We start from the raw sequence: 23,569 nt of genomic DNA on the forward strand, positions 1-23,569 counted from the left end.
ATGATAAAAAAACCCGCGCATGGCGCGGGTTTTTTTATGGCTGGCACTCATCAGTAGTGCGGTGGCGGCGTCTCTTCGGCCATGCTGGCGATCTGGCTCGGCTGTACGCTCTGCAATTTATCCACCAGTAGATGGATCTGGTGTTTGAGCCGGTCCAGCTCGCGACCCTGGGTGGTGACCTCGTCGTTGAGCTGCTCCACCGTGTATTCGGCAAAAGCGAGGCGGCTTTCCAGGGTTTCGAGGCGTTCGTTTAGTTGCTGACTCATGGGCCTTTTGGTCCTTACTTGATAGTCCAGATTTCAGCCAGGCCACTGGAGCTGGCACTGACGAGGTGGTCATTGTCGCGCAAAGCCACGCCATAGACCACAGCGCTCGGCGGTTTCACCTTGGGATGGGGCGAGACGCGCCAGCTCTGCAACGGCTGGCCGTCACTCACCTGCCACAGAGTGAGCTGGCGGGAGGGGGCGCCGGTGATGAGCCAGTTGCCGCCGTTGGCGAAGCGGGCGCTGGTGTAGACCTCGAAGCGGTGATCATATTGCAACCTGCTGTGCTCCTTGCCGGTTTTGAGATCCCAGATGCTGGCCTGGCGACTGTCTGCGGTGAAGGCGAAACGTCCGGACGGATCCAGTCTCGCCATCACGACTCGCCCGGCGTGGTTGAAGCGCCACACCACCTGGCCCGTGCGGGTATCCCACAGATAGGCGCTGTAATCGTTGCCGCCGGTGAGGGCATAGCGACCATTGGGGGAGAGATCCACCGTGTTGACCTGTTCGGTGTGGCCAAGAAATTGCAGCCGGCGTCCGGTCTGGGTGTCGACCACCTCCGCCTTGCCGTCTTCACGGCCGATGAGCACCTGGCGGCCATCCGCCGAGATCGCCGCATCGCGCAGGCGGGATTCTGGCAGGGAGTAGTAGCCCTGGGAGCGGCCATCCTGCAAGCGCCAGATGGCGAAGGTGTGCTGAGTGGCGGTGATGGCATGGCTGTCATCGGGGGAGAAGCGGGTCAGGGTGACGAACTCCTCCTGGTCGTCGCTCTGGCGCCAGCGCCAGCGCTCCTTGCCCTGTTCCAGATCCCACACCACAGTGCCCTGACCCAGGCTGGAGACGAGCGCGAGCTTGCCGGAACTGGCGAGATCCGCGCTCAGCAGCCCCTGGTTGGCGAGGTGGATCTGCTGGCTGGGAAGTGAGCGTTGTTCGCACCCCGTCAGCATCAGGCAAATACCGATGAGATAAATGGCACTTTTGATCATTTTTCCTGTCTCATGCTTTCGTTACCTGCGATCACGGCGTTAGTATAAGGCGCTTATCACGATAAACCTCTCATTTCACGAAGGAACCGAGAGCGGTATTTAGAGTTTTGGAGAAACTGATGAACAATTTTCTGAAGGTGTCCCTGTTGGCTGCGGCGGTTGCCGTCGGTCTGACTGCTTGCCAAAAAGATGAGAAACCTGCTGCGACCAACACCGCAGAGGTCAAGGCAGAAGCCAGCAAGCCGGCAGAGGCCCCCAAGGCTGAGGCCAAGAGCTTTGAAGAGCAATCCGGCTATGCGATCGGCCTCTCCATGGGTCGTTATATCGCCAATACCCTGGAGCGCCAGCAGGAGCTCGGCATCAAGCTGGACAACACCGTGATCCTGAAGGGTGTCACCGACGGTCTGGGCAAAGAAGCCAAGATGACCGACGAGGAGATCCAGAAGGTTCTGCAGGAATACGACGCCAAGATCAACGAGCTGACCAAGGCGAAGGCCGACAAGGATGCCGTGGAAAACCTGAAGAAGGGTGAAGAGTTCCTGGCTGCCAACGCCAAGAAAGAGGGCGTGAAGAGCACTGAGTCCGGCCTGCAATATCAGGTCGAGAAGATGGGTGACGGCGCCAAGCCGAAGGCCACCGACATCGTCAAGGTACACTACACCGGTACCCTGACTGATGGCACCAAGTTTGACAGCTCCGTCGATCGCGGCGAGCCGGCTACCTTCCCGCTCAACCAGGTGATCCCGGGCTGGACCGAAGGGGTGCAACTGATGCCGGTCGGCTCCAAGTTCAAGTTCTTCCTGCCGTCCAAGCTGGCCTATGGCGAGCACGGTGCAGGTTCCATCCCGGCCAACGCCGTGCTGGTATTTGACGTAGAGCTGCTGGCCATCGAAAAACCGGCTGCCGATGGCGACAACGCCAAGAAATAAGCTCAAAGCACCATAAAAACGGCTCCCCAGGGAGCCGTTTTTGCTTGTGTATTGTCGCAATCCCCCGGATAAAGCGATGAGGCCGTCTTGAGTGTGTGGCGGCTAGCCCCCAGAATAGACAACAAAATCAAGCGCAAGGATGGATCTCGTGGCTGAAAGCAAACCCCGTGTCCTGTTGGTGGAAGATACCCGCAGTCTGGCGGTCGTCTATGAGCAGTATCTGGCCCAGGATGGCTACGAGGTGCAGCTGGCAGATTGTGGCCAGCAGGCTTTGGCACAATTGCTGGCAAGCCCGCCCCCCGTGGTGCTGCTCGACCTGGAGTTGCCCGACATGTCCGGCATGGACATCTTGCAGCAGATCACGGAGCGGCAACTGCCCTGCTCCGTGGTGGTGATCACCGCTCACGGCTCGGTGGATGTGGCGGTGGAGGCGATGCGGTTCGGGGCCTTCGATTTTCTCACCAAGCCGTTCGATGGCAAGCGCCTGTGCGCCACGGCGCGCAATGCCCTGAAGCACCAGCAGCTCAGCTCGCTGGTGGCCCAGTATCGGGAAAACTTCGAGCGCAGCTCCTTTGCCGGTTTCATCGGCGCCTCCATGGCGATGCAGGCGGTCTATCGCATCATCGAGAGCGCGGCGCCGAGCAAGGCCACCGTCTTCATCACTGGCGAGAGCGGCACCGGCAAGGAGGTGTGCGCCGAGGCCATCCACCAGTGCAGCCCGCGTCGGGATCAGCCCTTCATCGCCCTCAACTGCGCCGCCATTCCCCATGACCTGATGGAGAGCGAGATCTTCGGCCACGTGAAGGGGTCGTTTACCGGTGCCCAGGGGGATCGCAAGGGGGCGGCCAGTCTGGCGGACGGCGGTACCCTCTTCCTCGACGAGATCTGCGAGATGGATCTCGACCTGCAGAGCAAGCTGCTGCGTTTCATCCAGACCGGCACCCTGCAGCGGGTCGGCAGCGGCAAGCTGGAGACGGTGGATGTGCGCTTTGTCTGCGCCACCAACCGGGATCCCCTGGTGGAGGTCAAGGCCGGACGGTTTCGTGAAGACCTTTACTACCGCCTGCACGTGATCCCGCTGGCGCTGCCCCCCCTGAGGGAGCGGGGAGAGGACATCCTGCTGCTGGCCCGGGAGTTGCTATTGCGTTATGCCGGTGAGGAGAACAAGCGGTTCAGGGACTTTGATGCGGACGCAGTGCAGGTGCTGCTCGACTACCCCTGGCCCGGCAACGTGCGCGAGCTGCAAAACGTGGTGCGCAACATAGTGGTGCTCAACGATGGCGAGCTGGTGAGCCCGGATATCCTGCCACCTCCCCTCAACGGGGGGCGAACCCTGGCCCCGGAGCCTGTGGTCGGGATCGCGGATCCCCAGTCAGAATCCGTCGTCGTTCGCAGGCAGGTCCGTCCGCTCTGGCAGGTGGAAAAGGAGGCCATCGAGCAGGCCATCGCCAGTTGTGACGGCAACATCCCCAAGGCGGCGGCCCTGCTGGAAATAAGCCCTTCCACGATTTATCGCAAGAAGCAGAGCTGGGAAGAGGCGAGTCCGGCCTGAGCCGTCACCTCTACTCCCGGGCAGACATGCTGATGTGCGGGGCGGCCAATTGGTCGCCCCGCACGCTTATCAGAGTTTGGCGAGCAGCTTGAGCCTGGCCAGTCGTTCTGCCTCGTTAGCGGTGAACCAGCCATCCTGTGACAGCAGAAACCAGGCACGGGCAAAGTACTCGGTCGCCGCGGGATCATTGAGCAAGAGCGCATTCTCCCCCAGCTCCTCGAACACATAGCCATCCTCGGGGGCGCCTGCGGCAGTCATGTCGTCGCGCAACTGCGCCAGTTCGGCCATGGCCTGTTCATGGCGATCCTGGGCCCGGCTCAGGCGCGCCAGACTCCAGCGGGCGATAAAGGCTTTGCCCTGGTTGTTGTGCTGCTCGTGCCAGGCCAGGCACTTTTGCTGACAGGCGATGGCCTCGTCGAGGCGACCCAGCTCGAACAGGGTCCAGCCCTGATTGTTATAGAGGGTGGCGAGCCAGCCTCGCGCCCGCTTGTCGTGACTGCGCTCGGCCAGGGTCATCGCCAGCTGGTGCCAGTGGCTCTGCTCCTCCAGGGGGGCGGCGATGGCCACCATGTGGGCCGCATCGATGGCCAGATAGTGCTCTTCGTACTGCTCTCCCAGTTGCCAGGCCTGTTCAAACAGGGCTCTGGCGCTGGCCTTGTCACCGGCGGAGTTGAAGGTGCGGCCACGCTCCAGCAAGGCGCGCAGGCGGGCCCGTGGAGTCGCCTCGGTGAGGCGGGGTTCTATCTCGTCGAGCAGCTGGTGCGCCTGTGCAAACTGGCGTTGCAGCGAATGGGTGCGGGCTATCTGGGTGAGGAGCTCCAGCTCCCATTGCAGGTTGGCGGCACGCGCCTCGGGCAGCAGTGCTTGAAAACGCTGGGCGCTGGCAACGGGATCCTGATAATCCCACAGTGCCATGAAATCGGGCGGATTGTTCATCTGGCCTCCATGCCGGTTATCCGCCCACCAAGATGCCTGAAGGCCATTCTTTGTACAAGAAGGGGGCTGGCGCCATCGTGACGCCAGCGCTTGCCGATCAGTAGACCATGGCAAGGCTCATCAGCATCAGACCCAGGGCAGCAAAGGCTCCCTCCTTGATAGCCAGGCGCGGTACCAGTGCCTTGGGCAGGGCAGGGAACAGGCTCAGGGCAAAGCCGAACCCCGGCATCAGCCAGTGGAAAGCAGGGCTTCTCAGGGCGGGATCCGCAGCGCCATTGATGACGATGAGCAGGATAAAGAGGGTGAAGGCGGGCAGGATAAACCAGCGGGCATGGCCGGCGGCAACCGCCCGCAGTGGCGAGATGCGATAGAGCACCAGGGTCACGAGGAAGAGGGCGAGGGGAGCCAGCAGATAGAGCGGGGCCGGGTTCATGATGAGTGTCTCCTGACAAGGGGGGCAGAGTGTAGGCAGTCCGGGTGGGGAATGACCAGTCCCCCGCGCCCGGGCTGTGAAGCGGATCGCAGGGCAAAGGTTTGCCTGGGCAGGATCAGCGGAACCAGAACCAGAGCACGGCAAATACCAGCCAGCTCAGCACCAGCAGGATCCAGGGCAGCGGGTGCTGGCGGATGAGCTCGATGACCTCGGCTTCGCTCTCCTCTTCCGGTGTCTCTTGGGAAGAGTGCCTGGCTTTGGCTTGCAGTTTCTTCTGGCGGCTGGCCTCGCGGGCCTTCGCCTTCATCTGTTTCTTGTATTCGTCTATGCCCTTCTGGATCCCCTGGGCGATGAGCTGGGTTTGCTCCTTGGTCTGCCCCGGCTTCTGGTTGGCACGGGCGATCTTCATCGCCTCCTGCTGGGTTTCGGGGGAAATTTTGTCGTACTTGGCCATTCCAGGCACTCCTTGGCATTGATTGGCGGGCAGTATGCCATAACCGTTACCGGCGGGCTGCCATCATGGGGGAAATTGCTCTGCGAGTGGGGTGCCTCTGTTCCAAATAGGGGAAACAGGTTGCGTGGATGATCACATTTGGCGGAATTTGTGAGTCGCCGATGAAAAACCGTCACATGTTGTTTGTTATATTACCGCCCGATCCTGGATAGGGTCGTCCAATAACAAAATAACAAGGTGATATGGAAATGAATTATAAATTTGTCAAAGGAAGTATCGCACTGGCAGTGTTTGCCGCATTGAGCGGCTGCAATACCTCAAGCAACGACAGCGTCGCCCCCTGCACCGAAAATGTCTGCAAGCTGACCATTTTGCATACCAATGATACCCACGGTCGTTTCTGGCACAACGACAAGGGCGAATATGGCATGGCGGCCCAGAAGACCCTGGTCGAGCGGCTGCGTGCCGAGGCGAAAGCGGCGGGCAGCGAAGTGCTGGTGCTCTCCGGCGGTGACGTCAACACCGGGGTGCCAGAGTCGGATCTGCAGGATGCAGAGCCGGACTTCATGGCCATGAACAGCATCCGTTACGATGCCATGGCGGTGGGCAACCACGAGTTCGACAACCCCCTGACCATCCTCGAGAAACAGCGTCAGTGGGCCCAGTTCCCGATGATCTCCGCCAACATCTATGACAAGACGAGCGGCAAGCGCTACTTCGATCCCTACAAGGTGTTCAAGCTGGAGAGCGGCCTCAAGGTCGCCGTGCTGGGTCTGACCACAGAGGACACCGCCCAGCTGGTGGATCCCAACAACGTCCAGACCCTCGAGTTCCGCGATCCGACCACGGAAGCCGCCAATCTCGGCAAGCAGATCCGCGACAACAAAGAGGCGAACCTGGTTCTTGCCATCACCCACATGGGCCATTACGAGAATGGTCAGCACGGCAGCAACGCACCGGGTGACGTGGAGATGGCCCGTGCGCTGCCGGCAGGCACCCTGGACGCCATCATCGGTGGTCACTCCCAGAACCCGGTCTGCATGGAGCCGGGCACCCCGGACAAGTACGCCGACTTCAAGCCGGGCGACGACTGCCAGCCGGATCAGCAGAACGGCACCTGGATCATGCAGGCTCACGAGTGGGGCAAGTATGTGGGTCGTGCCCAGTTTGACTATCAGAATGGCAAGCTGACCCTGACCCAGTACGATCTGATCCCGGTCAACCTGAAGAATGCGGACGGTGATTTCATCCAAGAAGAGATCGTCAAGGATCCCGAGCTCTACAACACCCTGCTCACCTATCAGGAGAAGGGACAGCAGGAGCTGGGTGTGGTCATCGGTGCCACCGATGGCGTACTGGACGGTGAGCGCGCCAACGTGCGCAACAAGCAGACCAACCTGGGTCGTCTCATCACCACCGCGACTGCCGAGAAGCTGAGCACCGACTTTGGCATCGTCAACTCCGGCGGGGTGCGTGCCTCCATCGCGGCAGGGGACATCAGCTACCGTGACGTGCTGACCGTGCATCCGTTCGGCAACACCGTCAACAAGGCGACCATGAGCGGCAACGAGCTGCTGACCTACCTGGGTCAGGTCGCGACCAAGACCGCCAATACCGGTGGCTATGCCCAGTTCGGCGGCATCAAGATGACGGTGGATTGCCAGGCCAAGAGCGTGGACATCGCCACCATCGGCGGCAAGGCCTTCGATCCGGCAGCAACCTACAGCTTCTCCATCCCGAGCTTCAGCGCGGCCGGTGGTGACGGTTATCCGAAGATCGACACCATCAATGCCGGTCTGGTGGATGCCGGTGTGCTGAAGGATTATATCGCGGCGAAGAAGACCATTCAGGTCGCCGATTATCAGCCGGCCGGCGAGGTCAGCTATATCAACTCCACCTCGGTAGAGGGTTGCAAATAATCCCTGCACCCCGAGCCAATAAAAAAGAGAGGCAGCCATGGCTGCCTCTCTTTTTATTTTCAATGTCATCAGCATTGTCTCTCGGGAAATATATCCTGCTACGGGAAGCTGCCCCGAAATAGGGCATGACACGATCTGATGGCAATAAAAAGGCGACCCTGAGGTCGCCTTGATGAAATGGGTCGGTTGAGCCTTAGAGCTGCTCGATGCCGACGATATGCCAAGGGGCATTGTCCTTGGCGAGATCACGCTCGAGGTGCCACACCTCCTTGATGTCCTCCTCGACCTGCTCCTGACGGTCCATGTAGCGGCCGCTGAAGCGCACGCTCACCTGGGCCCAGTCGCTGCCGTAGTCGGCACGGACCAGCTGGGTGTCCACGTACATCACCTCGGTGTGCTGCTCACCGGAGAGCTCGGCGCGTTCAGCCTTGAGGTGCTCGAACAGCTCGGGGCTCACGTACTCGCGGATCTTCTCCAGGTCGTTCTTGTTCCAGGCCTCTTGCAGGGTGCGGTAGTGATCGCGGGCACCGGCCAGGAAGCCGTTCATGTCAAAGCCCGGAGGCAGACGGAAGGGCACGTCGCTGTCGGCAAAACCGGTGGCCTGCGGGGCGCTGTGGCTCTGCTCGAACTGCTGGGGCGCCGCGCTCTGGGGCGGTTGATAACCCGCATAGGCCGTCTGTGGCTGGGCCGCTGCCGCCTTGTTCCTGCGCAGGGCTCGGAACAGGAAGACACCGCCCAGTGCCAGCAGGGCGATCAGCAGGAAGTCCATCCCTTGCAGACCTTCGAAGGCACCGCTGCCCAGCAGGTAGGCAAACAGGCCGCCGGCCAGCAGACCACCCAGCAGGCCGCCCATCATGCCGCCTTTCTTGGGTGCCTGGGCGCCCACGGTCGGGTTCTTGGTGTCGACCGGCTTGGCCGCAGGTTGGGCCGGAGCCGTCTTGTAGCTCTTGCCAAAGGATTTGCCGCCACCAAGTTTCTTGGCCTCGGCGATGGGTGCCCCAAGGCCAATGGCCAGGATCAGGGCAAACAGGGTCAGCATCTTTTTCATTTTGACTCTTTCACTCTCATGTAGGTGGGGGCATGCTCTGCTTGTGCAAGCTCAGCGAGGCGCATGGCAGGCTGCCAGTCCCTTTTTGTGTTGCAGCTTGCGGGTATGATTATCACGGATGGCATGAATTATTCATGAACAGATTGAGTCGTCCGACAGGGGGGCACCCATGAGACACAGACGGCCGAGTTGCTCGGTGCGCAGGTTGCGCAACAAGCAAAGAGCAAGAACGAAAGATCAGACCCTGGTCTGGCCCTTTCTCGTACTGTGAGGCAGGTCTGCGGCGCAGAAGTGGATGACGCTGACGAGGCCAGGGTCCCGTCTTGTCGCCGGATGCGATGACGGGACGTATTAGCACTCGCGATGGCGGGGTTTCTTTTGTAAAATTCCCGTCCCCTTCCCGCTGCGGTTTTTATGTGTATGGCAGAGCAAGTGACGGCGAAAAAAGACGCCAAGACACAACAGCTGAAAGTACCTCCCCACTCTTTTGAGGCCGAACAGTCCGTACTGGGCGGCCTGATGCTGGACAACGAGGCCTGGGATCGGGTCGCCGAACGGGTGATCGACAAGGATTTCTACAGCCGTCCGCACCGCCTGATCTTCCAGGCCATGACCCGCCTCTCCAATGCGGGCAACCCCATCGACCTCATCACCCTGCAGGAGGAGCTGGAGCGCTCCGAACAGCTGGAAGAGGCCGGTGGCTTCGCCTATCTGGTGGAGATCGCCAAGAACACCCCGAGTGCCGCCAACATCAGCGCCTACGCCGAAATCGTGCGCGAGCGTGCCGTGGTACGGGAGATGATCTCGGTCGCCAACGAGATAGTCGAAGCGGGCTACGAGCCCCAGGGGCGTACCTCCAACGATCTGCTGGACCTGGCCGAGAGCAAGGTATTCCAGATCGCCGAGCAGCGCACCAGCGCCAACGAGGGCCCCCAGCCCCTGAAGCTCATCCTCGAGCAGACCGTCGACAAGATTGAAGAGCTGTTCAAGACCCCCCACAACGGGGTGACCGGCGTGTCGTCCGGCTACAACGATCTGGACAAGATGACCGCCGGCCTGCAGCGTTCGGATCTGGTCATCGTCGCCGCCCGTCCCTCCATGGGCAAGACCACCTTTGCCATGAACCTGTGCGAGCACGCGGCCCTCACCGCCGACAAGCCGGTGCTGATCTTCTCCCTCGAGATGCCCTCCGAGCAGATCATCATGCGTATGCTCGCCTCCGTGGGGCGCATCGACCAGACCAAGGTGCGGACCGGCCAGCTCGACGACGAGGATTGGGCGCGGCTCTCCTCCACCATGGGGCTGCTGCTGGAGAAGGGGAAGATGTACATCGACGACTCCTCCGGCCTCACCCCGACCGAAGTGCGCTCCCGTGCCCGCCGGGTGGCGCGGGACAACGGCGGCATCAGCATGATCATGGTGGACTACCTGCAACTGATGCGGGTGCCGGCGCTGTCTGACAACCGAACTCTGGAAATCGGTGAAATCTCCCGCTCCCTCAAGGCGCTGGCGAAAGAGTTGCAGTGCCCCGTGGTGGCGCTCTCCCAGCTGAACCGAAGCCTGGAACAGCGTGCCGACAAGCGCCCGGTCAACTCGGATCTGCGGGAATCCGGCTCCATCGAGCAGGATGCGGACTTGATCATGTTCATCTACCGCGACGAGGTCTATCACGACGACAGCCCCGACAAGGGGATCGCCGAGATCATCATCGGTAAGCAGCGTAACGGCCCCATAGGACGAGTGCGGCTCACCTTCCAGGGTCAGTTCTCGCGCTTTGACAACTACGCGGGCCCGGCGTTTGATGATGACTACTAAGTCGGGAGCCTGCTCCCGGTATCCAGACACAGTTTTCCCGGTTCGACAATTCTGCCGGTCCGGCCTTAGACGATGAGATTTGAGGGCTGACACCACCCGGTGCCTGATTATCATGCCCTCGTAAGGGAAAACAGATGAAAGCGGCTATCGCCCAGATCAATACAGCGGCCCTGCGCCACAACCTCGCTGTGGTGAAACGCCACGCCCCCCAATGCAAGATCATTGCCGTGGTCAAGGCCAATGCCTACGGCCATGGGCTGCTGCCGGTTGCCCGCACCCTGGTGGATGCGGACGCCTACGCGGTGGCCCGCATCGAAGAGGCGCTGATGCTGCGCTCCTGCGCCGTGGTCAAGCCCATCGTGCTGCTGGAGGGCTTCTTCAGCGCCGCCGACCTGCCGGTGCTGGCGGCCAACAACCTGCAGACCGCGGTGCACACCTGGGAGCAGCTCGAAGCGTTGGAGCAGGCGGAGCTGCCTGCCCCCGTGGTGGCCTGGCTCAAGCTCGACACCGGCATGCACCGCCTCGGGGTACGGGCCGAGGAGATGCCCGCCTTTATCGAGCGCCTCGCCAAGTGCAAGAACGTGGTGCAGCCGTTCAACGTCATGACCCACTTCAGCCGCTCCGATGAGCTGGAGCAACCCACCACCCGCGAGCAGATCGACCTGTTCAGCCAGCTGACTGCGCCGCTGTCGGGCGAGCGCGCCATGGCCAACTCGGCGGGCATCCTGGCGTGGCCGGATTCCCACTGCGACTGGGTGCGCCCCGGCGTCATCCTCTACGGCGTGTCGCCTTTCCCCAATACGGTGGCGGCGGATTACGACCTCAAGCCGGTGATGACCCTCAAGACCCAGCTCATCGCGGTGCGCGATCACAAGGCGGGCGAGCCGGTAGGCTATGGCGCCAATTGGGTGTCGGATCGCGATACCCGGCTCGGGGTGATTGCCATCGGCTATGGCGACGGTTATCCGCGCATGGCCCCCAACGGCACGCCAGTGCTGGTCAATGGCCGCATCGTGCCTCTGGTGGGGCGTGTCTCCATGGACATGACCACGGTGGATCTCGGCCCCGGCGCCACCGACAAGGCCGGTGACGAGGCGGTGCTCTGGGGGGAAGGGCTGCCGGTAGAGCGGGTGGCCGACCAGATCGGCACCATTCCCTATGAGCTCATCACCAAGCTCACCTCCCGCGTCTTTATGGAGTACGTGTAGGCGAGTCGCCCCTCATCCCCCATCCTTCTCCCGCGAGGGGAGAAGGGAGAACCAAAAGGCCGCCCCGACAAGGGCGGCCTTTTTCATGGGCGTGTCCCAGAGACGAAAGAACAAGCCCCGCATCTGCGGGGCTTGAGTCTCCGTCACTATGTGGCGCTTAGCCTATGGTCATCAGGCTGGCGTTGCCACCGGCGGCGGCGGTGTTGACCGAGAGGGCGTGCTCGATGAGCAGGCGCTCCAGCGGGATGTCGGTCTCGCCGCGATGCAGGCCGTGCACACCGATGATGGCGCCGTTACGGGCTGCCTGGCGCGCGGCGGCGAGCTTGCTCACCTCTCGCAACAGATCCGAGTCGCCGTGGTGCAGCAGGGCATCGAAGTCCGTCTCCCCCGTTGCCCAGTCCGCCACCAGCGCAATGGGATCCCGCACCTCGGTCGGCAGGGAAGAGAGGAGGGCGCGTGTCTGGGCATCGTCCGGCAGCAGCACCTGGCTGCCGACCGCCAGACAGGCGGCCAGCTGGGCCAGCAGGTCGGCCTTCTCCTGGGCAAGACAGAGCACCCGTTCCCGGGGCAGCAGGCTGTAGCTGTTGCGCTCGCCGGTGGGGCCGGTCAGTAGCTGGGTACGGCCGCTCTGGGAGAGCGCGGCGTAGTGATCGCACAGGGCGGCGAGGGCCGGCTCCTGCTTGCTCGCCCAGTCGCGCAGGGCTACGAGGGGGGCTTTCGCCTCGGCATGCAGGGCACCGGACTCCTGGTGCAGCTGGTTGGCCACCGCCTCCTGGGGACGGGCGCCGAGCAGGCGATACATGTAGAGCGGGCCACCGGCCTTGGGACCGGTGCCGGAAAGCCCTTCCCCACCGAAGGGTTGCACCCCGACCACGGCGCCCACGATGTTGCGGTTGACGTAGAGGTTGCCCACCTTGGCCACGTTCACCACCTGGGCGATGGTCTCGTCGATGCGGGTATGAACACCCAGGGTCAGGCCGTAGCCGCTGTCGTTGATCTGCTCGAGCAACTCCCCGAGCCGGGTGCGCGGGTAGCGGACCAGGTGCAGCACAGGGCCGAACACTTCGCGTCCCAGTTCGTCCAGGCTGTCGAGCTCGATCAGGGTCGGCAGCACGAAGGTGCCGCGGCTGCAGGCATCCCCCTGGGTGCGAGCGATCTGATGCACCTTGCGCCCCTTGTCGCCCATCGCCTTGATGTGGCGCTCGATGTTGGTCTTGGCCTCGGTGTCGATGACGGGGCCGATGTCGGTGGAGAGGTGCTCGGGGCTGCCGACCTTGTACTCGGCCATGGCGCCCTTGAGCATCCGGATCACCCGATCCGCCACGTCATCCTGCACGCACAGCACTCGCAGGGCGGAGCAGCGCTGACCGGCGCTGTCGAACGCCGAGGAGATGACATCCATCACCACCTGTTCGGTCAAGGCGGAAGAGTCGACGATCATGGCGTTCTGGCCGCCGGTCTCGGCGATGAGGGGAATGGTGCGACCCTGGGCGTCGAGGCGACCGGCCAGGTTGCGGGAGATGATGCCCGCCACCTCGGTGGAGCCGGTGAACATGACGCCGCGCACCCGTTCGTCCGCGATGAGCGCCGCACCCACGGTCTCTCCACGGCCCGGCAGCAGTTGCACCGCACCGGCGGGAACCCCCGCTTCCAGCAGGATGCGCACCGCTTGTGCCGCGATGAGGGGGGTCTGCTCGGCAGGCTTGGCCAGCACCGTATTGCCGGCGGCCAGGGCCGCGCACACCTGGCCGCTGAAGATGGCCAGCGGGAAGTTCCAGGGGCTGATGCAGACCACGGGGCCGAGCGGTCTGTGGGTGTCGTTGGCGAAGTGGTTGCGCGCCTGGGCGGCGTAGTAGCGCAGGAAGTCCACCGCCTCGCGTACCTCGGCGATGGCGTTGGCGAAGGTCTTGCCGGATTCGCGAACCAGCAGGCCCATCAGGGGTTGCAGTTCGGATTCCATCAGATCGGCTGCCCTGTCCAGCACGGCGGCCCGCTCGGCTGGCGGGGTGGACTGCCAGATCTGGCCGCTCGTGAGGGAGCAGGCGAGCGCCTTGTCCACAAGCGCTACCGTGGATTCGCTCACCTGACCGACGACATCGCGGTGATCCGCCGGGTTGAGCACGGGCTGGAACTGGGTCGGCGCCTCGGTGTCGCAACCCAGCATGGGCACGGCTTGATAGGCGGTGTTGGTGCTGGCGAGCAGGGCGGCGGAGAGTGACCCCAGGCGGTGCTCGTTCGCGAGATCCAGACCTGCGGAGTTCGGGCGCGCCTCGCCGTAGAGATCCCGGGGCAGGGGGATGCGCGGATGGGGCAGACCCAGGGTCCCTTCACGGGCGGCCATCTGCTCGATCTGCTGCACCGGATCCTGCACCAGATCCGAGAGGGAGATGTTGTTGTCCGCGATGCGGTTGACGAAGGAGGTGTTGGCCCCGTTCTCCAGCAGGCGGCGCACCAGGTAGGCGAGCAGGGTCTCATGGCTGCCCACCGGAGCATAGATGCGGCAGGGACGACCCAGCTTGCCGTCGGCCACCTTGCCGACCACCTGTTCGTAGAGCGGTTCACCCATGCCGTGCAGGCACTGGAACTCGTACTGGCCCGGGTAGTAGTTCTGACCCGCCAGCTGATAGATGGCAGACAGGGAGTGGGCGTTGTGGGTGGCGAACTGGGGATAGATGGCCTCGGGCACCGCCAGCAGCTTGCGGGCGCAGGCGAGGTAGGAGACGTCCGTGTAGGGCTTGCGGGTATAGACCGGGTAGCCTTCCAGCCCTTCCTGCTGGGCGCGCTTGATCTCGCTGTCCCAGTAGGCGCCCTTCACCAGACGGATCATCAGGCGGTGACGGCTGCGCTTGGCGAGATCGATGACGTAGTCGATCACATAGGGGCAGCGCTTCTGGTAGGCCTGGATGACGAAGCCGATGCCGTTCCAGTCGGCGAGGGACGGATCGAAGCAGAGCTTCTCCAGCAGATCGAGGGAGATCTCCAGGCGATCGGCCTCTTCGGCGTCGATGTTGATGCCGATGTCATACTGCCTGGCGAGCTGGGTCAGGCCCAGCAAGGTGGGGTAGAGCTCCTCCATGACGCGATCGTACTGGGCGCGGCTGTAGCGCGGATGCAGGGCGGAGAGTTTGATGGAGATACCCGGCCCCTCGTAGATGCCGCGACCGTGGGAGGCCTTGCCGATGGCGTGGATGGCCTGCTCGTAGGAGGCCAGATAGCGTTTGGCGTCCTCCTCGGTCAGGGCCGCTTCCCCCAGCATGTCGTAGGAGTAGCGGAACCCCTTGCTCTCCATGCCGCCTGCGTTCGCCAGCGCCTCGGCGATGGTCTCGCCGGTGACGAACTGTTCACCCATCAGGCGCATCGCCATGTCGACGCCCTTGCGGATGAGCGGCTCACCCCCCTTGCCGATGAGTCCCTTGAGGGAGCTGTTCATGCCCGCCTCGTTGTGGGTGGCCACCAGCTTGCCGGTGATGAGCAGACCCCAGGAGGCCGCGTTGACGAACAATGAGGTGCTCTGGCCCAGGTGCTGGCTCCAGTTGCCGCCGCTTATCTTGTCGCGGATCAGGGCATCCCGGGTCGCCTTGTCGGGGATGCGCAGCAGCGCCTCCGCCAGGCACATCAGGGCCACCCCTTCCTGGGAGGAGAGGGAGAACTCCTGAAGCAGCCCCTGCACCAGGCCCTGACGGCCGCTGGCGCTCTTCTGGTTGCGCAGCTTCTCGGCGATGCCCATGGCCAGCTTCTGGGTCGCGTCAGCCTTCTCCTTGGGCAGACGAGCCTGCTCCAGCAGCATGGGGACGGCTTCGGTCTCGGGGCGGCGATAAGCCCCCGTGATGGCGGCCCGCAGCACGGACTGGGGCAGAATGCTCTCGGCAAACTCGAGGAAGACCTGGATGCCCTGCTCGGTCAGGGTCTCGGCGGCCTCTTCCCCGGCGGCGGCAGCCAGCCCGGAGTGCTCGGGCGGGGTCAGACCGAGATCCAGTTGCTCCAGATAGGTGAAGATGGCTTGCTTGATCAGCCAGTGGGGAGTGCGATCCAGGGTCTGCGCAGCCTGTTTGAGGCGGTCGCGGGTCGCTTCATCGAGTTTGACGCCGAGGGTGGTAGTGGCCATGGGACTTCCTGTGTCTAGAAGGTAACAATATTACCGGACGGTTAAATTTCGCCGATGATGGTGCAACCAGGTGGAACCTTCAAGCAAGAAATTTTAATGTATTGGTTACATTGTTGAATTCTTCCATGAATCCGGTCTCCATCAGGCTCCTTTCAAGCCCGCCGCTTGTCCGCTTTTCACAGCATTATTAATGGGTTGGCAATGCATCTTATGAATGCCTACATGAGGTGCAACCCACTGCGAATCGGGTTGCACTTTTGCGTGTTCGACCGAGCCCGGGCTGTGAGCGCGGCTCCCCCGTGCGCAGAAGGGGGCGGAGCGCCACCTGACAGAGCCCCGTGCTCTTCTATGCTGTTAGCTGGCCACAGGGGCCAGCTATCGGTGACAAGGAGAAACCCATGGCGCGTGTCAGTACCTATCTCAATTTTGCCCGGGAGACGGAGGCTGCCTTCCTCTTCTATCGCGAAGTGTTCGGCGGAGACTTCAGCGGCCCCATCCACAGGTTCAAGGAGTCCCCGGGTTGCCCGGGCCAGCCCCCTTTGTCGGAGGAAGACGGGGAGCTGGTGATGCATGTGGCCCTGTCCATCCTTGGGGGTCACGTGCTGATGGGCACGGATGCTCCGGCCAGCATGGGGTTCACCCTGGTACAGGGCAACAACAGCTACCTCAACCTGGAGCCGGACAGCCGGGGCGAGACCGATCGCCTGTTCGCAGCCCTGGCCGAGGGAGGTCAGGTGGAGATGCCGCTGGCGGAGATGTTCTGGGGTGACTATTTCGGATCCCTGGTGGACAAGTTCGGCACCCACTGGATGTTCAACTGCCAGAGCAAGACCTGACGGCAGATCTGCAATGAAAAGGGCGCCATGGCGCCCTTTTCATCTTTATTGCCCATCACAGTCCCTATTTGCTGCGCCTGCCACCTGCGCTGGTATGCCCCGGGCATGGGATTGGGATTGCAGTGCGCTGAGCTGCCTTATGGCGTGCGACCCACCATGTCAGCGGGAATCACCCAGGCATCAAACTGCTCCGCGCTGAGGTGGCCCGAGGCAATGGCCGCCTCCCGCAGACTCAGCCCCTGATGGTGCGCCCGCTTGGCGATCTCGGCCGCCTTGTCATAGCCGATATGGGGGTTGAGGGCCGTCACCAGCATCAGGGAGCGGGAGAGCAGCTCGTCGATCCTGGCCTGGTTCGGGGTGATGCCGACGGCGCAGTGGTCGTGGAAGCTCTGCATGCCGTCCGCCAGCAGCCGCACGCTCTGCAGGACGTTGTAGGCGATCATCGGCCTGAACACGTTGAGCTCGAAGTTGCCGCTGGCGCCGCCGATGTTGATGGCCACATCGTTGCCCATCACCTGGGCGCACAGCATGGTGAGCGCCTCGCACTGGGTCGGGTTGACCTTGCCGGGCATGATGGAGGAGCCGGGCTCGTTTTCCGGAATGATGAGTTCCCCCAGCCCGCTGCGGGGGCCGCTCGCGAGCCAGCGCACGTCGTTGGCGATCTTCATGAGGGAGGCCGCCAGCGTCTTGAGGGCGCCGTGGGCATGGACCTGGGCATCGCTCGCCGCCAGGACCTCGAACTTGTTGGGAGCGCTCACCAGCGGCAGACCGGTCTGCTCGGCCAGGGTCCTGGCCACCGCGTCGGCGAAACCTGGGGGGCAGTTGAGGCCGGTACCCACCGCCGTGCCCCCCAGCGCCAGCTCGCACAGATGGGGCAGGGCGGCCCGGATGTGGCGCTCCCCCTGACTGAGCTGGGCTACCCAGCCGGAGATCTCCTGCCCCAGGGTGAGGGGCGTGGCGTCCTGCAGGTGGGTGCGGCCTATCTTGACGATGTCGTCGAAGGCGGCGGCCTTGCTCGCCAGGGTCTCTTTCAGGGGGACGAGCGCCGGCAGCAGCCGGCCCGTGATGGCGGTGACGGCGGCCAGGTTCATGGCGCTCGGGAAGACGTCGTTGCTGGACTGGCTCTTGTTCACCTCGTCGTTGGGGTGTACCAGCCGCCCCTCGCCACGGGGGCCGCCGAGCAGCTCGCTGGCCCGGTTCGCCAGCACCTCGTTGAGGTTCATGTTGGTCTGGGTGCCGGAGCCGGTCTGCCACACCATCAGGGGAAACTCGGCGTCGTGCTGGCCGCACAGGATCTCGTCGGCGGCCGCCATGATGGCCTGGGCCTTGCGCGCGGGCAGCAGTCCCAGGGCGTGATTGACCCTGGCACAGGCGGACTTGATGCGGGCCAGGGCATGGATGATCTCCCTGGGCTGGCGCTCTCCCGAGATGTTGAAGTGGTGCAGGGAGCGCTGGGTCTGGGCGCCCCAGAGCCGATCGACCGGGACGGCGATCTCCCCGAGGCTGTCGTGTTCAATCCTGATGGTCATGGTGCCTCCCGCCGGCAGGAAAAGGGGCGAGGGAAGATCCCTTGCCCCTCACAGCATGGCAAATCCCGCGGGCGAACGCTCAGGTCACCGCGGTCGTCATGGCCCCGGCCAGGGGGTGAAACGGCGTCAGCCCGGCCAGGGGCGCGGCCGTGATGAACTCCTGAGTGGTCTCACCGTGCTTGAAGATCTTGAAGCCCTCGCCCCGGGCGCTCCAGTATTCGATGCTCTCGCCGCCGTGCTCGCCGCTTACCTGAAGCAGGCTCCCTTCGCGCAGGGCCACCACGGACTCGCTCGGGTTGATGGCACAGAACTCGGCGAGCCGCTCGTCCCGGGTCTCCCCCATGTGGCCGCTGATGCCGGCATCCAGGTAGTGGGGGTTGATCTGCAGGGGGAACAGGCCCAGCGCCGGCAGCACGGCGGCGCTGCACACCGGCATGTCGTTGGTGGTGAGGATGCTGGGGGTAGCCACGTTGCAGCCGGCGCTCCAGCCCACATAGGGCACGCCCCGCTCGCGCACGGCGCGCTGGATGGGCACCACCAGGCCGTATTCGTGCAGCAGCTGGTTCAGGCGCCAGGTGTTGCCGCCGCTGATGAAGATGGCGTCGGCCCGCTGGATGGCATCCACCGGATCGTCGAAGTGGTGGATGCTGATGGCCTTCACCCCCAGGCTCTCGCTGAGTTCGAAGGCGCGGGCGTCCCAGTCGCTGCGGATCACCGCGTAGGGGATGAGCAGGATGCGCTTGACCTGTTTGCGGGCGAGCAGGGTTTGTACCCGCTCCCGGGCCCAGCCGAGCAGGCCGGGGTGTTCTGTGGTTTTGCCGTTGCTGAGCAGAAGCAGTTCCATGAAAGCTGTCCTCAAAGGGTGAAAGCGGAGGAGGGAGGATCACTTGGGCCGGTGCGGCCAAGTGGCCGTCGGGGCATGCTAGCACCCCGGGCCGGGCGGTTCTGTGATCCGGGGACCCATTCAACCACAGCGAAGGGGCGGGTCAATGCCAATGGATGAATGCGCAGCGCCAATGAAAGACCCCGCCGAGGCGGGGTCCGAGGAGGGCTGGACGGATCAGGAGGCGGTCGCCTCGGCCACCCGGAACTCGGGCTGCTGGCGCAGCTTCCACAGCTCGCTCCACTTGCGCAGGGCGGAGATCAGGATCAGCGCCCCCAGCACCAGCATGATGAGGGAGATGGCGCCGTTCATCGGGTTGTAGCCCTTGGCGGCCGAGTTGAAGTAGACGTTGCGCATCATCCAGTAACCGGCGTAGTTGACGGTGACGAACAGGTAGGCCAGCGGGATCAGGCAGGTCAGCATGTAGCGGCGCTTGTGGGCCAGTCGCAAGATGATGGTGGCGCCTATGATGAGGCCCACCGAGGCCATCAGCTGGTTCGAGACCCCGAACAGCGCCCACACAGAGCCGATATCGCCGGACATCAGCAGATAGCCCCACATCACGCAGGCGAGCACGCTGGCCCCGATGGCGCCCGGCATCCAGTCGATGCGCTTGAGGGGCGGGTAGAACTCGCCGAAGAAGTCCTGGATCAGGTAGCGGGAGACCCGGGTGCCGGAGTCGACGGCGGTCAGGATGAAGACCGCTTCGAACATCACCACGAACTGGAAGAAGTAGGAGGCGAGGTTACTGAACCAGGGCACCTTGGTGAAGATGTAGGACATGCCCACCGCCAGGGTGACGGCGCCGCCGGTGCGACCGTTCAGATCCATGCCGATCTCCTGGGAGAGGAAGGGCAGGTCCACCACCTGCATCCCCAGCTTGGCGAAGGCCTCCGGGGTGGCGTTGATGGCGAAGTAGTCCGCCGGGTGCAGGGCGGTGGCGGCGATCAGCGCCATCACGCCCACCACGCATTCGGCCAGCATGGCACCGAAGGCGACCGGCAGGATGTCGTTCCACTTGTCCACCAGTTTCGGGGTGGTGCCCGAGCCGATGAAGGCGTGGAAGCCGGAGATGGCGCCACAGGCGATGGTGATGGAGATGAAGGGCCAGACCGGGCCGCCCAGTACCGGGCCGCCGCCGTGGACGAACTGGGTCATGGCGGGGAACTGGATCTCGGGGTTGATGCAGATGACGCCGATCACCAGGGCGCCGAACACGCCGATCTTCATGAAGCTGGAGATGTAGCCGCGCGGGGTGAGCAGCAGCCAGACCGGCAGGGCGGTGGCGAAGAAGGCATAGATGGGCAGCGCCAGACTGATGGTCTCGGCGCGCAGGGTCAGCCAGGCACCGAAGGCGCTCTCCTGCACGTAGGGGCCGAAGAAGACGCAGGCCAGCACGGCGATGAAGCCCACCCAGGAGGCGGCTTGCAGGTTGCCGGTCAGCTTGTGCCAGATCCCCACCACCATGGAGATGGGGATGGTCATGAAGACCGCAAACACGCCCCAGGCGTTACGCTCCAGCGCGTGCACCACCACCATGGAGAGACCCGCCATGGTGATGGTGATGATGAACAGCATGGCGAGCCCCGTGCACCAGCCGGCGATGGGGCCGAGCTCGGCCTTGGCCACCTCGGAGAGGGACTTGCCCTGATGCTTCATGGAGGCGAACAGCACCACGGTGTCGTGCACCGCGCCGCCGATGACGCAGCCGATCAGCAGCCAGAGGAAGCTCGGCAGGTAGCCGTACTGGGCGGCCAGGACCGGGCCCACCAGGGGGCCGGCGGCGGCGATGGCCGCGAAGTGCTGGCCGAAGTTGACCCACTTGTTGGTCGGCACATAGTTCTTGCCATCTTCCAGCTCGTGGGAGGGGGTGACCAGCTTGTCGTCGGCCCGCAGCACCTTGCGCACAAAGAACACGCCGTAGAGGCGATAGGCGATGGCGAGGATGCAGAGGGCCGCAATGACGAAGGTGATTGCGTGTTGCATGACGGAGTTTCCTTTTCCTGCGGCCAATCTGGCCGGGCTCAGGCTGCACTCTACGCAGGCGGCAGGGAAAGGGGAGCGCAGAAAGGGTCAGTGGCAGAGGGCCGCCCGCGAGCGGCAGAAAAGCGGCCCCGAGCGGTTTGAGGGATGAGCCGGCGGGCGCGGGAAGCGGGTGAGCGGTAACGGGCAGGGGACGGGGCGAGTGGCCCGCCCCTCAGGGGATCTCCAACAATTCTTTGAGGGGCTTGAGGTAGCGCCGGCTCACCGGCACCTTGTGGCCGCCCTGGGTCACCACCTCCGCCAGGCCGCCGTCCAGCAGCAGGATCTCGCGGATCTGGCCCGGGTTGAGCAGGTACTGGCGGTGACAGCGCACGAAGCCGGTCTTCTCCTCCAGGGTGCGCAGGGTCAGCTCGGTGGTGCCTTGCTGCTGGGCGCTCACCACCTTGTTGCCGGCCAGATCGCTGTGGACGAACTCCACCTCGCCAAGGGGCAGCAGCAGGATGCGGTTGTGGCCGCTGCAGGGAATGCTGCGCAGGGGCTGGGCGATGCGGGTCGGATCCGGCAGCGGTTGGCCCGCCAGCTCACCCTTTGGCGAAAGCAGCCGCTGGATGCGCTCCAGCGCCTTGTTCATCCGTTCGCTGGTGACCGGCTTGAGCAGGTAGTCGAGGGCGTTCTCCTCGAACGCGCGCAGGGCAAACTCGTCGTAGGCGGTGATGAAGACGATGTGGGGGCGCAAGTCCGGGTCCAGCATGCTCACCAGCTCCAGCCCGCTGATGCGCGGCATCTGGATGTCGAGAAACAGCAAGTCGGGTTTCAGGCGATGGATGGCGGGCAGCGCCTCCATGGCGTGGGCACACTCCCCCAGCAGGCGGATGTTGCCCGCCTGCTCCAGCAGCAGCCGCAGCTCCTCGCGGGCGAGGGGTTCATCGTCGACGATCAGGGCGGTCAGCATGGGCTCTCCTGCAGGGGAAGGGTGATCCTCACCCGGGTGAATTGATGGGGGACGCAGTGAATGGTGACCCCGTACTCGGCGCCGTAACGGGCCTTGATGCGCCGGTCCACTATGTTCATGCCAAGGCCGCTCTCCTCCCGCTTGGCCTGATAGAGGCCGGCGTTGTCACAGACCTCCAGCACCAGCTGCTCGCCCTCCTGTCGCGCGGTCAGGGTCAGTCGGCCGGGCTCGAACATCTGGGAGATGCCGTGCTTGATGGCGTTCTCGACGATGGGCTGCAGGGAGAAGGTGGGCAGCCGGTACTCCAGCAGCGGCTCGGGAATGTCGATCTGCACGCTCAGGTGCTCGGCGAAGCGGGCCTGCTCGATGTGCAGGTAGGCGTTCACATGCTCCAGCTCGTCGGCCAGGGTCACCTCGTCCCCTTGCCGCTTGAGGTTCTTGCGAAAGAAGGTGGAGAGGTGGTGCACCAGGGTGCGGGCATCCTCGGGGTCGCGCCGGATCACCGCCGCCAGGGTGTTGAGGGCGTTGAACAGGAAGTGCGGGTTGATCTGCGCCTGCAACAGCTTGATCTCCGACTGGGCCAGCAGCCGCTTCTGCTCGTTGTATTTGCCCGCCAGGATCTGGCCGGAGAGCAGCCGCGCAATCCCCTCTCCCAGGGTGCGGTTGATGGAGGAGAAGAACTTGCGCTTGGGCTCGTAGAGCTTGATGGTGCCCACCACGGAGCCCTCTTCCCCCCGCAGCGGAATGACCAGGGAGGAGCCGAGCCGGCACTGGGGATGCAGGTTGCAGCTGTAGGGAATGAGGTTGCCGTCGGCATAGACCACCTCGTTGTGCTGGATCGCCTTGAAGGTGTGGGCCGAGTTGATGGCGGTGCCCGGCAGGTGGTGATCCTCGCCGATGCCGATGAAGGCGAGCAGCTTCTCCCGATCCGTGATGGCCACCGCGCCCACCCCGGTCTCCTCGTAGAGGATGCGCGCCATCTGCTGGCACGCCTGCTGGGTGAAGCCCTTGTCCAGCACCCGCATCGCCCGTTCGGCGATCTTGAGGGCGCGGGCGGAGAAGGCGACCGAGTACTTCTCCAGCATGGCGCGGTGATCGAGGATCATCCGCATGAACATGGCGGCCCCCAGGGTATTGGCCACCAGCATGGGGGCGATGATGTTCTCGATGAGATGGACGGCGTCGTCATACGGACGGGCCACCAGCAAGATGATCCCCATCTGCATCAGCTCGGCGATGAGGGCCACAGATCCCACTACCCAGGGGCTGAACAGCAGATCGAGCCGGTGGCGGGCGACGAAGTGGCGGTGCACCAGGCCGCCGAGCAGTCCCTCGGCGATGGTGGAGAAGGTGCAGGCCAGGGCGGTGAAGCCCCCCAGCGAGTAGCGATGGATGCCGCCGGTGAGCCCCACCAGCAGACCCACCACAGGGCCGCCGACTATGCCCCCGAGCACGGCGCCGATGGCGCGGGTATTGGCGATGGAGTCCTCGACTCTCAGGCCAAAGTAGGTACCCATGACGCAGAAGCCGGAGAAGATGAGGTAGCAGAGGATCTTGTGGGGCCAGCTCAGGGTCACCTGGGTCAGCGGCATGAAGAGCGGCGTCTTGGAGAGCAGCCAGGCGATCACCAGATAGACGCAGAGCTGCTGGAAGAGAGATATCACGAGCGCGAATTGTTCGAAAGCCACGGCACACTATCTCGAAAGGGATACTCATCCAATGGACGCGGAGTATTAGC

The 23,569-nt window shown here is 63.7% G+C and carries 18 protein-coding genes; 6 read left to right on the plus strand and 12 right to left on the minus strand.

The annotated features are described in order from the left end of the window. Positions 1-50: 50 nt before the first annotated feature. On the minus strand, positions 51-266 hold the full coding sequence (locus I6L36_RS17550) for a SlyX family protein (protein ID WP_010673249.1): 216 nt from the start codon (positions 264-266) through the stop codon (positions 51-53). A 14-nt stretch (positions 267-280) separates the two neighbouring features. Then, positions 281-1,249: a WD40 repeat domain-containing protein gene (locus I6L36_RS17555; protein ID WP_109111702.1), complete on the minus strand. Its 969-nt coding sequence runs from the start codon at positions 1,247-1,249 to the stop codon at positions 281-283. Positions 1,250-1,368: 119 nt separating this feature from the next. Here I6L36_RS17555 and fkpA point away from each other — a divergent pair, with 119 nt between their 5' ends. Together fkpA and I6L36_RS17565 are read left to right on the plus strand one after the other, a co-directional pair. Then, positions 1,369-2,178: an FKBP-type peptidyl-prolyl cis-trans isomerase gene (gene fkpA / locus I6L36_RS17560; protein WP_029313875.1), complete on the plus strand. Its 810-nt coding sequence runs from the start codon at positions 1,369-1,371 to the stop codon at positions 2,176-2,178. Between the two features lie 148 nt (positions 2,179-2,326). Next, on the plus strand, positions 2,327-3,730 hold the full coding sequence (locus I6L36_RS17565; RefSeq protein WP_109111731.1) for a sigma-54 dependent transcriptional regulator: 1,404 nt from the start codon (positions 2,327-2,329) through the stop codon (positions 3,728-3,730). Between the two features lie 69 nt (positions 3,731-3,799). Here the strand turns inward: I6L36_RS17565 and I6L36_RS17570 are convergent, their stop codons facing one another. The 3 genes from I6L36_RS17570 to I6L36_RS17580 form a co-directional block, all read right to left on the minus strand. Beyond that, positions 3,800-4,666 (minus strand): tetratricopeptide repeat protein, encoded by an 867-nt coding sequence (locus tag I6L36_RS17570; RefSeq protein WP_109111701.1) that lies wholly within the window; start codon positions 4,664-4,666, stop codon positions 3,800-3,802. A gap of 97 nt (positions 4,667-4,763) precedes the next feature. Beyond that, positions 4,764-5,099: a hypothetical protein gene (locus I6L36_RS17575; RefSeq protein ID WP_010673254.1), complete on the minus strand. Its 336-nt coding sequence runs from the start codon at positions 5,097-5,099 to the stop codon at positions 4,764-4,766. Between the two features lie 115 nt (positions 5,100-5,214). Next, positions 5,215-5,553 (minus strand): DUF2956 domain-containing protein, encoded by a 339-nt coding sequence (locus tag I6L36_RS17580; protein ID WP_109111700.1) that lies wholly within the window; start codon positions 5,551-5,553, stop codon positions 5,215-5,217. A gap of 248 nt (positions 5,554-5,801) precedes the next feature. Here I6L36_RS17580 and ushA point away from each other — a divergent pair, with 248 nt between their 5' ends. Further along, positions 5,802-7,472: a bifunctional UDP-sugar hydrolase/5'-nucleotidase UshA gene (ushA, locus tag I6L36_RS17585; protein ID WP_043152639.1), complete on the plus strand. Its 1,671-nt coding sequence runs from the start codon at positions 5,802-5,804 to the stop codon at positions 7,470-7,472. Positions 7,473-7,665: 193 nt separating this feature from the next. Here the strand turns inward: ushA and I6L36_RS17590 are convergent, their stop codons facing one another. After that, on the minus strand, positions 7,666-8,520 hold the full coding sequence (locus I6L36_RS17590; protein WP_010673257.1) for a Tim44 domain-containing protein: 855 nt from the start codon (positions 8,518-8,520) through the stop codon (positions 7,666-7,668). 420 nt (positions 8,521-8,940) lie between these two features. Here I6L36_RS17590 and dnaB point away from each other — a divergent pair, with 420 nt between their 5' ends. Then, positions 8,941-10,335: a replicative DNA helicase gene (gene dnaB, locus I6L36_RS17595; protein ID WP_039040054.1), complete on the plus strand. Its 1,395-nt coding sequence runs from the start codon at positions 8,941-8,943 to the stop codon at positions 10,333-10,335. Positions 10,336-10,469: 134 nt separating this feature from the next. Further along, a complete protein-coding gene (alr, locus tag I6L36_RS17600) occupies positions 10,470-11,543 on the plus strand; it encodes an alanine racemase (protein ID WP_109111699.1) in 1,074 nt (357 codons plus the stop codon). Positions 11,544-11,700: 157 nt separating this feature from the next. Here alr and putA read toward each other — a convergent pair whose 3' ends face one another. Further along, positions 11,701-15,648, minus strand: coding sequence for a trifunctional transcriptional regulator/proline dehydrogenase/L-glutamate gamma-semialdehyde dehydrogenase (gene putA, locus I6L36_RS17605; RefSeq protein WP_216986755.1), 3,948 nt, complete (start codon positions 15,646-15,648; stop codon positions 11,701-11,703). Positions 15,649-16,046: 398 nt separating this feature from the next. Between putA and I6L36_RS17610 the strand changes: the two genes are divergently transcribed. Then, positions 16,047-16,484: a VOC family protein gene (locus I6L36_RS17610; protein ID WP_104454669.1), complete on the plus strand. Its 438-nt coding sequence runs from the start codon at positions 16,047-16,049 to the stop codon at positions 16,482-16,484. A 137-nt stretch (positions 16,485-16,621) separates the two neighbouring features. On the opposite strand, the gene fumC is transcribed toward I6L36_RS17610, so the two are convergent. The 5 genes from fumC to I6L36_RS17635 all read right to left on the minus strand — a co-directional run bounded on the left by fumC (position 16,622) and on the right by I6L36_RS17635 (position 23,519). After that, positions 16,622-18,013 (minus strand): class II fumarate hydratase, encoded by a 1,392-nt coding sequence (fumC, locus tag I6L36_RS17615; protein WP_216986756.1) that lies wholly within the window; start codon positions 18,011-18,013, stop codon positions 16,622-16,624. 79 nt (positions 18,014-18,092) lie between these two features. After that, complete coding sequence (gene pepE, locus I6L36_RS17620; protein ID WP_109111696.1) at positions 18,093-18,857, minus strand: dipeptidase PepE; 765 nt, start codon at positions 18,855-18,857, stop codon at positions 18,093-18,095. A gap of 216 nt (positions 18,858-19,073) precedes the next feature. After that, positions 19,074-20,882: a carbon starvation protein A gene (locus I6L36_RS17625; RefSeq protein WP_109111695.1), complete on the minus strand. Its 1,809-nt coding sequence runs from the start codon at positions 20,880-20,882 to the stop codon at positions 19,074-19,076. Between the two features lie 211 nt (positions 20,883-21,093). Next, on the minus strand, positions 21,094-21,831 hold the full coding sequence (gene btsR, locus I6L36_RS17630; RefSeq protein ID WP_043167151.1) for a two-component system response regulator BtsR: 738 nt from the start codon (positions 21,829-21,831) through the stop codon (positions 21,094-21,096). Next, a complete protein-coding gene (locus I6L36_RS17635; protein WP_109111694.1) occupies positions 21,825-23,519 on the minus strand; it encodes a sensor histidine kinase in 1,695 nt (564 codons plus the stop codon). The genes btsR and I6L36_RS17635 overlap by 7 nt, the downstream gene beginning before the upstream one ends. Positions 23,520-23,569 lie beyond the last annotated feature (50 nt).

It is taken from the genome of Aeromonas sp. FDAARGOS 1406 (assembly GCF_019048565.1).
Classification (GTDB): Bacteria; Pseudomonadota; Gammaproteobacteria; order Enterobacterales; family Aeromonadaceae; genus Aeromonas; species Aeromonas caviae.